This is a genomic window from Bdellovibrionales bacterium (assembly GCA_016714165.1).
Classification (GTDB): domain Bacteria; phylum Bdellovibrionota; class Bdellovibrionia; order Bdellovibrionales; family UBA1609; genus JADJVA01.
The window spans coordinates 782,143-798,262 of sequence record JADJNU010000001.1; the positions used below are offsets into that span (position 1 = coordinate 782,143).

11 protein-coding genes and 2 pseudogenes are annotated in these 16,120 nt (G+C 45.5%); 2 read left to right on the top strand and 11 right to left on the bottom strand.

Translation table 11 applies throughout. The features are described from left to right. Window positions 1-51: 51 nt before the first annotated feature. Window positions 52-1,494: an HD domain-containing protein gene (locus IPJ71_03500; protein ID MBK7842751.1), complete on the top strand. Its 1,443-nt coding sequence runs from the start codon at window positions 52-54 to the stop codon at window positions 1,492-1,494. On the opposite strand, the gene IPJ71_03505 is transcribed toward IPJ71_03500, so the two are convergent. After that, the gene (locus IPJ71_03505; protein ID MBK7842752.1) at window positions 1,478-1,876 is read right to left on the bottom strand and encodes a cobalamin B12-binding domain-containing protein; all 399 of its coding nucleotides are present in this window, start codon (window positions 1,874-1,876) and stop codon (window positions 1,478-1,480) included. The genes IPJ71_03500 and IPJ71_03505 overlap by 17 nt on opposite strands. 117 nt (window positions 1,877-1,993) lie before the next feature. Between IPJ71_03505 and IPJ71_03510 the strand changes: the two are divergent. Further along, window positions 1,994-3,151 (top strand): annotated as a pseudogene (locus tag IPJ71_03510) (acyl-CoA dehydrogenase family protein). An 11-nt stretch (window positions 3,152-3,162) separates the two neighbouring features. Here the strand turns inward: IPJ71_03510 and IPJ71_03515 are convergent. The 10 genes and pseudogenes from IPJ71_03515 to IPJ71_03560 all read right to left on the bottom strand — a co-directional run bounded on the left by IPJ71_03515 (window position 3,163) and on the right by IPJ71_03560 (window position 15,855). Continuing rightward, the gene (locus IPJ71_03515; protein MBK7842753.1) at window positions 3,163-3,666 is read right to left on the bottom strand and encodes a hypothetical protein; all 504 of its coding nucleotides are present in this window, start codon (window positions 3,664-3,666) and stop codon (window positions 3,163-3,165) included. Between the two features lie 325 nt (window positions 3,667-3,991). Then, complete coding sequence (locus IPJ71_03520) at window positions 3,992-4,360, bottom strand: hypothetical protein (GenBank protein MBK7842754.1); 369 nt, start codon at window positions 4,358-4,360, stop codon at window positions 3,992-3,994. A 160-nt stretch (window positions 4,361-4,520) separates the two neighbouring features. Beyond that, window positions 4,521-7,796, bottom strand: a complete 3,276-nt coding sequence (locus IPJ71_03525; GenBank protein ID MBK7842755.1) for a methylmalonyl-CoA mutase family protein — start codon at window positions 7,794-7,796, stop codon at window positions 4,521-4,523. 1 nt (window position 7,797) lies between these two features. Next, the gene (locus IPJ71_03530) at window positions 7,798-8,574 is read right to left on the bottom strand and encodes an enoyl-CoA hydratase/isomerase family protein (GenBank protein ID MBK7842756.1); all 777 of its coding nucleotides are present in this window, start codon (window positions 8,572-8,574) and stop codon (window positions 7,798-7,800) included. A 61-nt stretch (window positions 8,575-8,635) separates the two neighbouring features. Further along, window positions 8,636-9,496: a 3-hydroxybutyryl-CoA dehydrogenase gene (locus IPJ71_03535; GenBank protein ID MBK7842757.1), complete on the bottom strand. Its 861-nt coding sequence runs from the start codon at window positions 9,494-9,496 to the stop codon at window positions 8,636-8,638. 117 nt (window positions 9,497-9,613) lie between these two features. Further along, window positions 9,614-10,660, bottom strand: a complete 1,047-nt coding sequence (locus IPJ71_03540; protein ID MBK7842758.1) for a hypothetical protein — start codon at window positions 10,658-10,660, stop codon at window positions 9,614-9,616. A 19-nt stretch (window positions 10,661-10,679) separates the two neighbouring features. After that, a complete protein-coding gene (locus IPJ71_03545) occupies window positions 10,680-11,450 on the bottom strand; it encodes a 1-acyl-sn-glycerol-3-phosphate acyltransferase (protein MBK7842759.1) in 771 nt (256 codons plus the stop codon). A gap of 61 nt (window positions 11,451-11,511) precedes the next feature. Further along, the gene (locus tag IPJ71_03550; GenBank protein ID MBK7842760.1) at window positions 11,512-12,621 is read right to left on the bottom strand and encodes a TIGR04552 family protein; all 1,110 of its coding nucleotides are present in this window, start codon (window positions 12,619-12,621) and stop codon (window positions 11,512-11,514) included. Between the two features lie 125 nt (window positions 12,622-12,746). Then, window positions 12,747-13,442, bottom strand: a complete 696-nt coding sequence (locus IPJ71_03555) for a hypothetical protein (protein MBK7842761.1) — start codon at window positions 13,440-13,442, stop codon at window positions 12,747-12,749. Window positions 13,443-13,714: 272 nt separating this feature from the next. Continuing rightward, window positions 13,715-15,855, bottom strand: a pseudogene (locus IPJ71_03560) (enoyl-CoA hydratase/isomerase family protein). Window positions 15,856-16,120: the final 265 nt, after the last annotated feature.

Sequence of the window (16,120 nt, forward strand, 5' to 3'; positions counted from 1 at the left end):
AAATGCCATCAAATAGAATCGATCCGGGCTTAAATTCGCTAAGATAGAGTTATGCCGGAACTCGATAAGAAAGTAATTTTTGACAATATCCATGGATACATCACCCTGAATCGAGTCGAATCGCGAGTTCTCGAATCGACCTACTATCAAAGACTCCGATGGATTCGCCAACTGGGCTTCAGTTTCTATATCTTTCCCGGCGCCACTCACACCCGTCATGCCCATGCCCTCGGAGTTCTCCACGTCATGGATAGGATTCTTCGAAGCATTGATCTTGCCGTGCCCGAAAATTTGCTGTTCGACCCAAATGCCCACGACGAAAAGACCACATTCCATCGAATGATGCGTCTCGCGGCCATGCTGCATGATATTGGCACTTTCCCGTTTTCTCACACGACAGAAATCGCCTACATTGCTCACTGGCGCCACCAACAAAAAGTGAACAAGCCAAAGTATGCGGCCAACCACGAAAACCTAGGAAGTCGAATCATACAAAATACTGATTTTTCAGGTGGTTTGACCCAAATCCTCAAAGAAGAAGGGATAGATCCCCTTGAACTTTCCAAAATCATCGCTGGCAATAGCACTCGCCTGATCGCCAACCAACTCATGCATTCCGATGTCGATGCGGATCGGATGGATTACCTGACCCGCGACGCCCTGCACACAGGGGTAAAAATCGGGATCTTTGATATGGATTTTCTCATTCGCTCGCTCACTGTTCATAAAGAAAATGGAAATGAAATTCTTTGTGTCAAAGAAGATGCCATGAACGTGGTCGACTCCTTTTTGATCTCGCGATATCTCTGGTATTCCCAAATCATCAACGATGGGACAGGCTACAAGTTTGATTTGATCGCGGCTAAAATTTTTGAGTATTTTCTTGAAAACGGTTTGGCCTATTCCTTTGAACACCTCATGGACCAAGTCATTTACAATCCAAATGAATTCTTCACCTTCAATGACTCCTATTTTATGGCAAAGCTCCATGAATATTTAGCCGGAAGAATCATGCATCCCATGATTCGTGAGTTGAGCGAACTCTTGGCACGACGAATTCCACCTGCCCAGATCAAGATAGCTCCCATCGTGCCAACTCTTGTTCAAAGTGACGAGCACCGAAAGGACTTGGTCAAACAAACTCAAATTGCTATGGATTGGCTCAAAAGTGAAGTTCGGAGCCTTTCTCCTGACGCCTGGATTATTTGCGATATACCCAATCGTGACGTGATGTTCACTCAAAACCCGGACACTCTCAAAAAGAAATACAAGACATCAAAGGATAGTCTTCGGTCTCGAGATGCCGCCAAACTGCTGACTCGCCATGATGAACCAAGGCTCCTTGTCGACGTCCCCAACTCTTTGATGAGTATTCTCAGCCAATACCGAAACTTCATTCCAAGGGTCTACGTGAGTCCTGCAACTTATGACCTGTTGAAAAGCAAAAAAGTCTTAGAAAAAATGCGCCAACAGGATTTTACCGCTCATCTTTAACGCAGGATTGGATTTTCGTTACGATCTCTTGAATAGAAGTACCCGGCCCAAAGACACCGATGACTCCGCTCGCAAGCAACTGACGAGTGTCGTCTTCGGGAATTATGCCGCCCACGAAAATGGGCTTATGAACTTGTTCTTTTTTAAGCAAGCCCTGAATTGCGCTTACAATGGACAAATGAGCTCCCGAAAGAATCGAGAGACCAACCACGTCGACATCCTCCTGAATAGCGGCCTGAACAACCATTTCTGGAGTCTGACGAAGTCCTGTGTAGATAACCTCAAAACCCGCATCTCGAAGTCCGCGTGCCACAACCTTCGCTCCTCGATCGTGACCATCTAGTCCAGGCTTTGCCATCAAAACACGAATGATTTTTCCCATAGAGCTAAGATTTATACCGGAGTGCGTCCTCACTCAAGAAGGAGTTCATTTTTTCATTGCGATTAGCGTCACAATCCCTTAAGAATTCTAAAGATTTCAAAAAATAAGAGAGGTCTTATGTCTACCGCTCATGCCGCTTTAACTCAATATTCAGAAGATGAAATTGCCTTTCGAGAAGCCATTCGCTCCTTTGCTGAAAGTGAAATCAAACCCCTGGTCGGCAGCATGGAAGAAAAGACGCAGATCGATTCGGATCTTATCAAGAAGTTTTTTGAAATGGGTCTCATGGGAATTGAGTCCCCAGAAAAATACGGTGGCGCGGGTGGCAGCTTCACTCTGGCTTGCATTGCTGTCGAAGAACTTGGGCGAATCGATGGCTCCTGCAGTGTGATGGTTGATGTTCAAAACACACTCGTCACAAATGCATTTTTGAAGTGGGCAAACGAAGCGCAGAGGGAAAAATACCTGCCTCTTTTGGCTCGTGATTGGGTGGGCGCCTATGCTCTCAGTGAAAGTTCGAGTGGTTCTGATGCCTTTGCTCTGAAACTTCGAGCTGAAGAAAAAGGCGACAAGTACGTCCTCAATGGTCACAAACTTTGGATCACGAGCGCCAAGGAGGCTTCTCTGTTTTTGGTTTTTGCAAATGCCAATCCAAGTCTTGGATACAAGGGCATTACAGGATTTATCGTTGAAAGAGACTTCCCCGGATTTAGAGTTGGAAAAAAGGAAGATAAATTGGGCATCCGCGCCTCTTCCACTTGCGAGCTCATATTTGAAAATTGTGAGGTGCCAAAAGCCAACATTATTGGCGAATTTGGTAAAGGCTATAAGATCGCCATTGAAACTCTGAACGAGGGTCGCATTGGAATCGGCGCTCAAATGATCGGCATTGCCCAAGGCGCCTATTAAGCCACTCTTGGCTATGTAAAGACACGGGAGCAGTTTGGGAAATCCCTCGCGAGCAATCAAGCCGTTCAATTTCAATTGTCAGAAATGCGTGTTTTGCTCGAGGCCGCTCGGCTTATGGTTTACAATGCGGCTCGGCTCAAAGATGCAAAACAGGATTTTGTTAAGGAAGCCGCCATGGCGAAACTCTTTGCCTCGCGGTCGGCAGAAAAAATCACATCTTTGGCTATTGATCTCTTCGGTGGCAACGGGTTTACCAAGGAATACCCCGTAGAAAAATTCTGGCGCGATGCTAAGATCGGACAGATTTACGAGGGCACGAGCAATATGCAGCTTCAGACAATTGCGAAAATGGAACTCAGCAGTTGATGGCCTCAGCTTCAAAAGTATATTTTATAGTAACCAAACAGGTATGTGACGTCAAAGTCAGCAATCATGGGCATGCGAAACTCTCCGCCTACTGCACTCTCTCCAAGGGAGTGCTCATAACCACCCAAAACTGTCAGACCAAATTTTGAGGACGAAGAAGAATCACCAGAAGCATTGACATAGGTAAGTCTCGCGCCTCCTACGAGATTTCCCGAATGAGAAATTGGAAAATGATAGTCCACTCCTCCTTCAAAGGTAATGAAATTCACCGAAACACCGAGGACCGAATAGGTCCAAAAACTAGCTCCCGCAACAAATCCCAAGTTTCGAACAATTTGGAGAGGAGAGAAGTAGTCCGCTCCAAGTAATAAAGGAGAGGCACCATCTGCTCCAAAGACCAATCCGCCTCCAAGCTTAACTCCATTCGCGGGAGCTTTGGTTTCTGAACCCGAGGTCACCAAGTCCTCGCCCTTTCGATTTGCAACCATCCGGCGAGGGCGCTTTCGAATCTTCACCCTCCCTCCTCTTGATTCCGTTTGCGCCAATGATTGAGTGCCTTGCACCTCTGATCCAGTAGACCTGTTCATTGATTCAGGGGATTCAGACAGTTCAAAGGAATGAGCAGACAATGGGGTCATCCCCCATATGGCAAATACGAACATTGACCTTATGGAAAATGGAATGAATCCCGGCATTGATATTTCTCCCGAATGAGAGCACTTCTCTCACAATGAATTTCACTCATATTAGAATTATTCAAAACCAAATACATCAAATCCACTATTTTCTGTTAGACTTTGGTCTGAGTTGTCGGAAAAAATGCCTTTTTATGTTTGTATCTTAAAACTGAATCGTTTGGAAATCCCTCTCCATCCATTTGCGATCTGCTCCAACTTGAATTAACAAACCATCAATTTCAAACTTAATTCCTTTTACTTGCCCCCAACAGTGAGGGAACACATTCACTCTTAATGGACTCAAGAAATAATTATCAAGGTAACTAAAATTGACATTTCCAATCCTACTTAAAAGCGGAGGGTGCTCATCTGATCCATCTTTGCATCTCACTTCCAGAGCTGAGTCTTCCCACTGAACCGTCACCGGATTCTGCCAAAAAGCCCTATTTCCAAGAGCCGAACCGATGTATTCCAAACTCCAATCTTCCCCACTCAAATCAAGAACAACTCCGACTTTGCAGCGAAATGTCATCAATCAGGAGCGAAAACAAAAGGAAGGACAGTAAAAATATAAATACTTCTGAAACGACGGGCGTGATGATCAAATTCCTACCACTATAACCTGCCTTGGTTATGATAGCTCCCAAACTTAAACTCAACTTGACGACTTCCCTGTTTTGACTCTCTTAACTTCAAATATTGCGCCGGTACTGTCCACCCACTTCAAATAATGCTTGGCTCATTTGATACAAACTGCAACATCTCGCAGCGGACATCAGTGCCACAAAGATATTTCCACCATACAAAGCTGTTTCCCTCAACTCTTTTAACGCCACATCCACCCGACTGCGATTTTCATTTTTGAAAGACTCCACTTCACTCAGTTGCGAGAGTTTTTCCTCTCGAGTCGCACGGGCCATTTTAATAGGAGCAGGAGAATATCCCTCAGCTAAGGTTTTGGAATCAACAAAGGTATTGACACCAATAATCGGCAACTGCCCCGAATGTTTGAGATGCTCATAGTGGAGCGATTCCTCCTGAATCTTTGACCGCTGGTATTGAGTTTCCATTGCACCCAATACGCCCCCACGCTCATTTATTCTCAAAAATTCGGCCAACACAGCCTCCTCCACCTCATCTGTTAACCATTTGATAAAATAGCTTCCCTGATTCGGATTCTCGTTCTTAGAGAGGCCATATTCATAGTTAATGATCATCTGGATCGCCTGAGCCCTCCTGACCGACTCCTCCGTCGGCGTCGTGATGGCCTCATCATAAGCATTTGTGTGAAGCGAATTGCAATTATCACTAATAGCCAAAAGGGCCTGAAGTGTTGTCCGAATGTCGTTAAAATCTATTTCTTGAGCGTGAAGAGAGCGCCCGCTCGTCTGGATGTGATATTTCAACTTTTGAGATCGTTCATTTCCCTGATAAACATCACGCATCGCCACTGACCAAATTCTTCTCGCGACACGACCGATGACCGTATATTCTGCGTCCAGCCCATTGGAAAAGAAAAAGGACAGACTCGAAGCGAAATCGTCAATTTTCATCCCTCTCGAAAGATAATATTCAACATAAGTGAAAGCATTGCTCAAGGTAAAAGCCAACTGAGTAATGGGGTTCGCTCCAGCTTCAGCAATATGATAACCAGAAATACTCACCGAATAAAAATTTCGGACATCCTTATCAACAAAAAATTGTTGAATATCCCCCATCATCTTCAACGCGAAATCGATCGAAAAGATACAGGTATTTTGCCCTTGATCTTCTTTTAAAATATCCGCTTGAACCGTTCCCCTGACTGTACGAAGAGTTGCATCAGTTATGCGTTGATGCTCCTCCTTGGTCAGCTTTCTCTGTAACTCTTTCTCACGTTTTTCGACTTGCTGATCAATCGCCGTATTAAAAAAGAAGGCTAAAATCATAGGAGCAGGCCCGTTTATTGTCATGCTCACACTTGTTTTGGGATCACACAGATCAAAACCTGCATACAGCTTTTTCATATCCTCAAGAGAAGCGACACTGACCCCGCTTTCTCCAACTTTCCCAAATATATCCGGACGAAGATCAGGATCCTGGCCATACAAGGTCACGCTGTCAAAAGCCGTCGACAAACGCTTGACCTCTGAATCCTTGCTCAGAAAATGAAAACGCCGATTGGTTCGATGGGGCGAGCCCTCTCCGGCAAATTGTCGAATCGGATCTTCTCCCTCCCTTTTTAAAGGAAAAACTCCCGCCGTGTAAGGAAAATACCCCGGGAGATGCTCCTCACGCAAAAATTTAAATCTATCTCCCCAATCTGTGATCTCGGGAAAAATAACTCGAGGAATTGCCAGTCCACTCAAACTTTTGCGAATGAGCGGCTGCCTTGACTGGTGATCACGAACCGTGTAAATAAGATCAGTCTCGGAATACATTTTCTCCAAGTGATCCCAACTTTTAAGAAGTTCCAATTCGTCTGAAGAAAATCCGCTCTCGAAATTTTGACGACAAGCTTCAAATTTGTCATTTGAAAAAAACTCTTTGAGGCGAAAGAGAGAGCCCAATTGACTCGCCTTATCCGAAACCTCCTTTGTTCTTTTTTTGTAACCGCGTATCTTAGATACTATTTCGGCCAGATAATTTTGACGGTCGGATGGAACGATCGTCTGCTTTTGAACTCCTCGAAGCTGCACCTGAGTGTCTTTAGATAAAGACCAAATTTTCCCCTCAGTGTTTTTACTTTTCAAAACTTCATGGATCCCGAAGAACAGAGCATTCACTCCTTCATCGTTAAAATTAGAGGCTTGAGTCAGATAGATAGGAAGCTCTCCTTCCTGATCGAATTTTTTTCGCGAACGTCGAAACTGCCTCTCAACATCACGAAGTGCGTCCTGTGAGCCACGATGATCAGCCTTGTTGATCGCGATAAGATCGGCGTAGTCAATCATGTCTATTTTTTCAAGCTGGCTTGGAGCACCAAACTCCGCTGTCATGACATACAGACTTGCGTCCGCAACTTGTGTGATCGCCGTCGACGCCTGACCTATCCCAGAACTCTCCGCGATCAACAAATCAAAATCATATTTTTTTAGAAAATCCAAAAACACGGGAAGTGATCTTGCAATTTCATTGCCCGATCCACGTGAGGCAACTGAACGCATAAAAGTCCCGGGCCGACTCAAAGAATTCATTCGAATTCTATCGCCCAACAATGCTCCGCCCGTTTTTTGCTTGGTTGGATCTACGCAGATAATCCCAATCTTAATCCCGGGGTGGCAGTTTAAGAACCGCTGCACGAGTTCATCAATTAAACTCGACTTTCCAGCTCCCCCCGTTCCCGTAATGCCGAGAACTGGAGGAGTTGATCCCGATTTTCCTCTTTTGAATTTTTCCAACGAAGATAAGTCAATTGACCTGTCTTTAGGTGCTCCCGACAAGCTTTCTTCTAGAACCGATAGTGCAAGGCCCAATTCCCAATGAGGAATCGGGTCAGCTTTCTCGATTTTATTTTTTGCCGATTCCATCGCCAACGACGATACCGCTACCGATGACAAAGAAAAATCAGTCCCCTCCATCATCACCTTTGCCATACCCTCAAGGCCAAGTCGACGTCCGTCGTCAGGATGAAAAATCTGTTTGATTCCATATTTTTCTAATTCTGCTTTCTCTTCATGAACGATGACACCACCACCGCCCCCATAGATCTTCACGTAGGGAGCACCCCACTCCTGCAGAAGGTCCCTCATGTATTTGAAATACTCCATGTGACCACCCTGATAGGAGCTTATCGCAATGCCTTGAACTCCCTCCTGCAAAGCCGCGACCACAACATCACGCACCGAACGATTATGACCCAGGTGAATAACCTCGGCCCCCTGATCTTGCAAAATTCTTCTGATGATATTGATACTGGCATCATGACCATCAAAGAGGGAAGCCGCAGTGATGAAGCGCACGGGTTTTTTGATTGGAGAAGCTTTCACATTATTCTCCCGTAAACCGGGCTGGTCGTTTTTCAATAAAGGCCCTAATCCCCTCACTGTGATCCTTCAATTTAAAAGCCTCACCAAAAAGTTCGGCTTCGATTTTAAGCCCCTCGTACTGGCTCAGGTCATAACCCTCATGAATCGCGCGTTTTGCTAGTGCGAGAGCGCCAGGAGCTCGACTCGCAATTTTTTCAGCAATTTTCATCGTCTCTGAGAGCAATTTGCCTGCTTCTATGACCCTGGATACGATGCCCCATTCAAAGGCTTCCTGTGCGCTGTAAATGTCTCCGGTCAGCGTTATCATTCGAGCCCGACTCTTTCCTATGGACCGAGCCAAGCGTTGAGTGCCGCCATAGCCAGGAATCAGACCTAGCGTGACTTCGGGGAGTCCAAACCGCGCCTTTTCACTGGCAATGATGAAATCACAGGCCAGAGCCAACTCAAAACCACCACCCAAGGCAAACCCGTTCACCGCGGCGATTGTCGGCACTTTCAAAGTTTCAATTTTATTCATTATCGCCTGCCCATGTTGGGCCATTTTTAGGGCTTCCTCACCGGTCAGCTGTTCCATCTCCTTGATATCGGCGCCCGCAACGAAGGCCTTCTCGCCCTCACCGGTGATGATCAGACATCGTATTTCTTTAGGTAGATGATCCAGAAATTTTTCCAATTCATCAATGACCTGGCGATTGAGCGCATTCATGGCCTGAGGTCGATAAATATGAAGGACCCCCACGGCCCCTTGAGTTGAAAATTTGAGCGATTGAAATACCATTTTATTACCTCGCGAATATGTTAAAAAGAGAAGAACTCCTTGGCCGGGGCATTGCTAGCGCTCACTGGTGAGAATTGTAGTGATAAAAACCCCGACCCGATTTACGCCCCAACCAACCGGCCTCCACATATTTCACCAACAGCGGACAGGGACGATATTTAGAGTCCCCGAGACCTTCATGCAACACTCTCATGATAGCCAAACAGGTATCAAGGCCAATAAAATCTGCCAGAGTCAAAGGCCCCATGGGCTGGTTCGTTCCGAGCTTCATCCCGTTATCTATATCTTCAACCGAGGCAATTCCCTCGAGCAAAACATAAACTGCCTCATTGATCATAGGCATAAGAATCCGATTCACCGCAAATCCCGGCATATCTTTGGCTTCGAGCCAAGTCTTTCCGAGAAATTCCGCAAAGGCCCCGATCTTAGAAAACGTCTCATCTGAGGTTTGCAAACCTCTGATTCCCTCCACTAACACCATCAGCGGAACAGGATTCATAAAATGCATGCCCGCCACTTTTTCAGGCCGCTTCGTCGCCGAAGCTATTTTCGTGATTGAAATAGAGGACGTGTTTGTCGCCAAACAGGTCTGAGGACCACAAATATCATCTAACTGTTTAAAGATTTTCGTCTTAATCTGAACATCTTCTGTGGCGGCCTCAATGACAAAATCACAGGCCTTCAAATCTCCCATTTGAACACTCGTTTTGATATGACTCAACACCTTGTGTTTTTCAGACTCTGTCATCTTCTCCTTCTTGATCAGGCGATCACAGCTTCCTGTGATCGCCTGAATTCCCTTATCAAGAGAGGACTGCGTCAAGTCGACCATCACGACTGGCACATGGTGCATAGCCACTACCTGGGCGATGCCATTTCCCATTTGACCAGCTCCAACAATTCCAACCATTTTAAATGACACAAATGCCTCCCTGTTCCAGAATCACTAATTAAACTCTTCTTATATCCCGAGAGCCGAACAGGGTCAAAAAAACGAATTTCTTTAAAAGATGGGAAATCATTATGTTGCGCAATGCATTTAAGGAGAAATTTGACTGAAAGACTGAGCATTCAAGTGCCAAACAAGGCGAACCATATCATTATTGACTTGGTTATGAGTGTCCTCAACGACTTTCGTTCCCATAATGTAGAACCTCGAATTTCTCTCTGAACTTTTCCAAACCCAAGCCAAAGACACTTCCCGCTGAGTTTGCCCGGCAAGCCTATCATTAGGATCAAAGTAGTCTCCCCGAAACAACAAGCCCCCCTGCGAGCTAAAATCATATCCCACATCGACATGAGCGCTCACAAATCCATTCCCTCTCTTCATTTCTTGCTCAACACTTCCCCAACTCCCCTCAATCAAATAGTTCCAGTTTCCTCTGAGGGCCTGTAAGTAAACTGTTCCCATTCGCCATTTGGCCCGAAGAGCGGGGTCAACGCCAGCCAATGAATCCCCGCTTGCCGATGTTGCCTCTGGCTTTGTTGTGCCTGTGCTGCCACTCACTCCCAAATTAAATCTCTTAACATCTATCCATCCCCAACTGGCCGTCACCCAAACTCGGGCGTCCCTATTGACCTGCCCTTCGCCATTGTGCACCGCCAATCTCGTGTAAAATCCCCGATTTTCCGTTGAATACCAAAACCCGTAATCCCTTAACCCAACGACTCGATTTCGGAAAAGAAGAGTCCGCGGCCATTCTAAATCTCCCTCCCTTCGAGATCCTTCCACCCCATACCCCAGAGGCAAAAGGCCAGCGCGAATTCTCCCATAGACTCCAGAGTACTCGCCGTAGGCCTCAATCAATCCAAATTCTTCGCTCTGTGAAGTTTCAAAATGAGCTGGAATATTGAGCAAAGAAAGAGATCCAAAATTAATATGAGCCCCAATGTTTGAATCCAGTCTCCATCTGAGTCCTACAAGACTGTTCTCCATGGAAAATTGTGCAAACTGACCTTCCTTTAAAAGAAATTCAGGTCGCAGAGTCAATTCATCGAGATCAAGCATCCCTAAATTCTCGGCAGAAGCCAAAGATACAAAGCCAAAAAAAATCATCCCAAGTATAAACCGAACAAGGATTCTCACAACTGCCCCCATTCTCATGCTAACCCAATTCCGCTCGCAGCTTTTCAAAAGCCTCTGTCATCGATCGGAAAGCCTGATCCTGAAGCTGAGCTCGATCCCCAATCTTTAGCCCCTTTGTAGAAATGGGAGGGAGCACTTCGACAACCAATCTATTTCTCCACCTTCCGCAGGCCGGCAAAATTTGACCCTTTGGCTGAATACGCCAGGCCCCATAGATCAAGACTGGGACAACGAGGCACTGCGCCTCAATGGCAAAAATAAACGGACCCGACTTAAAAGGAAAAATGCGACTCCCATCTTTTCTGGTTCCCTCCGGAGCCAAAAAGAAACACTCTCCATTTTTGATTCGAGGAATCGACTCAGAGTAGACTTTGAAGACTTCTTCGCGATTGGATCGCGTGATAGGCAAAACTCCCATGCTACGCAAAATAGAACCAAAAACTGGAATCTTAAAAAGTTCAATTTTGGCCCCCCAACGAACAGAGCCTCGCAGAACTGAATTCACAACAGGAATATCAAAATTACTGGTGTGATTGAACAGACAAACAGAGCCAGGCTGTCCCGGCAATGGAAAGAAAGATCCCCCTCGCAACTCCACTTCCACTCCAAAAAGGAATACGCAAACAGCTCCCCAGGTTCGATAGAAAAAATCTCGCAAACTCTGACTGGAAAAAATCATGAGCACAATAATCGCCACACAACCATATCCGAAAGTCCATAGAAACGCAAAAATCGTCCCGAATAAGGATCGCACGTAACTGAGCAAGACTAAGGGAATAGGTTCGCTCAAACTGTCTTCCAAATGCAACTCCAAGCTTGAATCAACAGGTCAACCCTGCCAGACAAAACTCTCACGCGTTTTTCGACTTTTCAAGAAAGCCTAAAACTCGACGTCGAGCAAACTCTTTTTGGCGCAACTTATACTGATCGTGAGCAGAAGGTCCACTTAAATTTTGCAGATAAGTGCCGTAATCGAGGATTTGAATTTCGTAGGGATAAAAGAAACTCAACTGCCTAGGCTTTCCGCCTTCAGAAATTTCGATGCGTATGAGTCGACGGGTAATAAACTTCAAGAAGCGATAGTTCCCACTCGAGAACATGTTTAATTTTTTTCTATATTCAGCGTGACGGCCTGGCTCTTCCAGCTTGGCGGCAAGTCTTCTGTCTATTTCCTCCAAAGAGGAATCGCTCCCCTTCGACAAAGTCTCCATTGTCTCAAAAAAAAGATTGAGGGGATAGAGCGTGTTGTTTGACTCTTCAGAAATACCATGTGCAAAGTTCACCAAGTTATTGTCGCTCAAAAATCTCAAAACTCGAAACGCATCGAACAAATGGCGCGTGACAAAACGAGCTCCTAATTTGTCCAATATCGTAAAGGCAATCGCTCCTGGCTTTGCCAATAGTTTATTAACTGCAGAATCAAAGCTCTTGAATGATTTCACAACAAACTTATCAAGGCGGATGCGGTCAGAGTCACTTGAGCTGCCAAGCCATACGCCGCTCACTGGATCTCGATGGACATAATTCTGAAGAGGAGAAAGTATCTGTTCCTGAATTTCCTTTGAGAATTGAGCAAACAAATCATTCTCTAAGTGTACCAGGACATGCATGACTCTCAAGATTGCGCAAGCCCAACCCTGGACCGAATTGTGTTGGATGTTTCGGGTGGAAGCATAAATAAGGAGATAAGATAGATCTTTCAGTTGATTTGGATCACTCAGCATTTCAGGGATTTGTTCATCATCCCTCAAAAGATAGGTGCGAAGATAATTGAGCGCCCTCCTATAGTATTTCCAAAGATTATCTAGATGGACTTCGTTGTTCATATCATAACCGTAAGTCAATATGAATCGCCTGGCCTCTTCAACATTGGAAATATTGAGGGTTTGAATCTCAAGCGCAGGAACTCCGCCTACGAGCGTTTGAAACATACTATGGTCGAAACGAAAATTAATGCTCATTCCGTGCACGCTATAATTGGATATCCACTGAAGCAATAAAAAACCCTCGGAGAAATTGGATATTTTCTATCCGTCTCCGAGGGCCAGGGGTTGGGGGAGGAACAGGGACATCTCTACATCAAATCTCAATTACATTTAAAAAAACCACAGGTTGCCACAGAAAAGTTTCCGATGGTACCCTCAGCTCCAGGAGTCGCGCCATCCCAGTAGCGTGCATTATCAAATTTCACAACTCCTTGAAAATTATCTTTGCCAATAGTGCCCTCAAGTTTAATACTTCCGTAGGAATCGCTAAAGGTAATGACAGCTCTCGTCCCTTCGACGTATCCATCCGCAGAGCCGCGAATATGGATGGGATATTCAGGTATGAGATTTCCTGAAGCATCTGTTTTTCCCGCAAAACTATCCCATATCGAAATTCTAATTTCAGAAACATCTCGACGAATGCGCTGGTTGGAAGGTCCTGTTGTAAACGAAGCCTCCGTCTCAACATAACCCCAAAATCGAACTCCTGTGCTCTGTCCAGACCGGCCGCTCACTGTCCCCAGCTCTTTTGGATCTATTGAAGCAGAAACCAAATAATAGATCGCATCCTGAAAGGCATTTTCAGGACTTCCAGTCATCTCTCCCCAGGATGTTCCAGAAGATGGACTGTATTTAATGGGCTGACCATTTTGATCCGTCGCTCCTCGATCCGTAATCTCACTCGGACCTCGCGCATTACGACCCACTCTAATTTGCTGACGCTTGTCCTTTTTTGCACATCCAGATGCCACAGCGGCCACAATGAAAGCCAAAATAATTTTTTTAAAGAATCTCATTTTTCACTCCATCAACCCATGTTCTCGGGTTAACACAGCTTCTATAAAGGCAAGGTCGGTGCCGGCCAAATCGCTCTCTTTCTCTGATAATTTTGAGCTGAGCCGAGCATGGGGTCACGAAAAGGGGACTAACTCCTTTTTCGTCCAACAACTGATCAAATTCTACACACTGTCTGGCCGCAGCGGCCTGTCACCAAAGACCGCCTCTTTGAGCTGGCCAATCGGCACAGAGATAATGTTAACTAATTGATAATACTTATATATTATCTATTTTAGTAAAAGGTGCGATTTGTTTTGGCGATGTTGAGGTAGGGTTGGGTTGGTGCAAATCGCTTTCCATAGCGAGTTGCATAAAGCTCTAATTCCTGGACCACATAGGACGAACCAAGAGAGTCCGCATAGCGCAAAAGACCTCCACGGAAAGGAGGAAATCCCGTGCCCATAATCATCGCCAAATCCACATTCTCTGGTTTCTCGACGATTCGATCTTCTATCAGAGCAAGGGCAGCCTCGTTGATCATGACAAACAGGCCACGTTCAATCACTTCTTGGCTCTCCAGTTTATCCGTTGGAGGCGGCAATCCCAACACCTGATAGATCGACTTATCTACTTCGATTTCTTTTCCCCTTTCATCGTACCGATAAAACCCTAAGCCACCCTTACGTCCCAGTCGTTTTGATTCCTCAATTTTTTGAACGAGCTTCGAGGCCTCGATACGATCTCCAAACGACTGCTTAAAAATTTTTAATACCTTCATTCCCACGTCGAGCCCCACTTCGTCCATCAAACGACAAGGCCACATGGGCATTCCAAACTCATGCGTGAAAATGCGGTCCAATTTCTCAACGGACATCCCATCTTCAAGTAGAAAGAGAGCTTCGCTCATCCATGGCAGCAAAAGTCTATTGACGAGAAAACCGGGACCATCTTTTACGACAACCGGCATCTTCCCCAAAGTTTTAGACAACTCAAAAATAGTTGCAACGGCCTCATCACTTGTTTTTTGACCGCGTATGACTTCCACCAATGGCATCTTGTCGACAGGATTAAAAAAATGCATCCCGACAAAGTTTTCGGGATGAGGAAGATCAGCCCCCATCTCACTGACACTCAATGAACTGGTGTTGGTTGCCAAAATCACATCGGACCGACAGTGCTGAGCAGTTTCGGCCAAAACTCTTTTCTTAATTCCCATATCCTCAACGATTGCCTCGACGACAACGTCCATGTTCTTGAAACCTGAATAATCTAAGGTGCCGCTGATAAATCCCATCTTCTTTTCGAATTCATATTTATCCATTCTCCTCCGCTCCATTCGCTTCTTCCAAATGTCGCGGGCCTGTTTAAATCCTCGAGAGATCGCATCGTGATTCACATCTTTCATATGAACTTCAATGTCTTTATCCGCAGCAACTTGAGCTATTCCTCCGCCCATGACCCCAGCTCCAAGGACGGCCATTTTTTTTACCTTGCTGCCCTTGATCGATTGTGCAACCCCCGTCTGCTTTTGATCCCTTCGGTCATGTAATAAAGTTCAATCAGATTTTTGGAAATGCTGGTGACCGCAACATCACAGAAACCCTCCGCCTCAATTTTGAGTGCCCTGTCCCGGTCCGCCAGTCCGTAAGTTCTTTTGATAATTTCGAGGGCCTTCAAAGGAGCAGGATAAAAACCCTTTGTCTGTTGTAGCAACAGTTTTTTTGCTTGACGAAATACAACCGACTTAAGAGGACCGTTCAGCAGGTAATCAACGGAACCGCAGGATCGAAAGCTTTTCAGGCGCTTTCCTTTTTTCCCCTCGACAATTTCTTGAGCTAAAGCTTCTGCCCTCTGCAAAAGCTCAGATGGGGCCACCACTTCGTCGACAAGACCAATTTTCCTGGCCTTTCCGGCATCCACTGACTTTCCAGCAAGAATGATATCTAAGGCGGCCTGAAGTCCCACAATTCTTGGCATGCGAACACATCCGCCAAAACCGGGCAAAATCCCCAACTGAACTTCGGGGAGTCCAATCTTAGTTGATTTATCATCGGTTGCAATTCGATAGTCACAGGCCATGATCAGTTCACAGCCTCCTCCCATACAGGCGCCATGCACTGCCGCTATAACAGGGATCTTCAGATCCTCAAGTTGATTGAACAACTTGTGGGCCGGCCCCAATTTCTCCATGAAGGCTTCACGCGTGGACAGTTTCTTGATTTCATCGATATCGGCACCAGCAATAAAAATATTCGGTTTTTTTGAAATCAAAATGACGGCTTTGAAAGAGGAATTCTGAATTTCTTCAACTAACTCTTTAAAACGAGCCATGATGGGGGTAGAAAGTTTATTTACCTTTTCTCCCGCTAAGTCCCATTCAATAATCGCAACAGAATTCTTGGGAACAATTCTTAGACTTTCTTGAATACTCATAAAAACAAGTCTCCCCTTGGCAAATTCACACAACATGAAACTCGCAACACTCGTGATCAAAAGGTGCCCTGGATGCCCAATTGATGTCAACTTAGGGAGGGCAAAACTTTGACCAATGTGACGCGTCAAACGCTAGTAGAAAGAGGATTTTTTTCATTTTTAAATGCCCTCGGAAAACTGAGGGAGCCAAGATTCCATACCGGTGGGATGTTCCGTAAAAATCCCATCTCGCAGTTGGGCGGCCATTTGGCTTTACCAGGGTTTG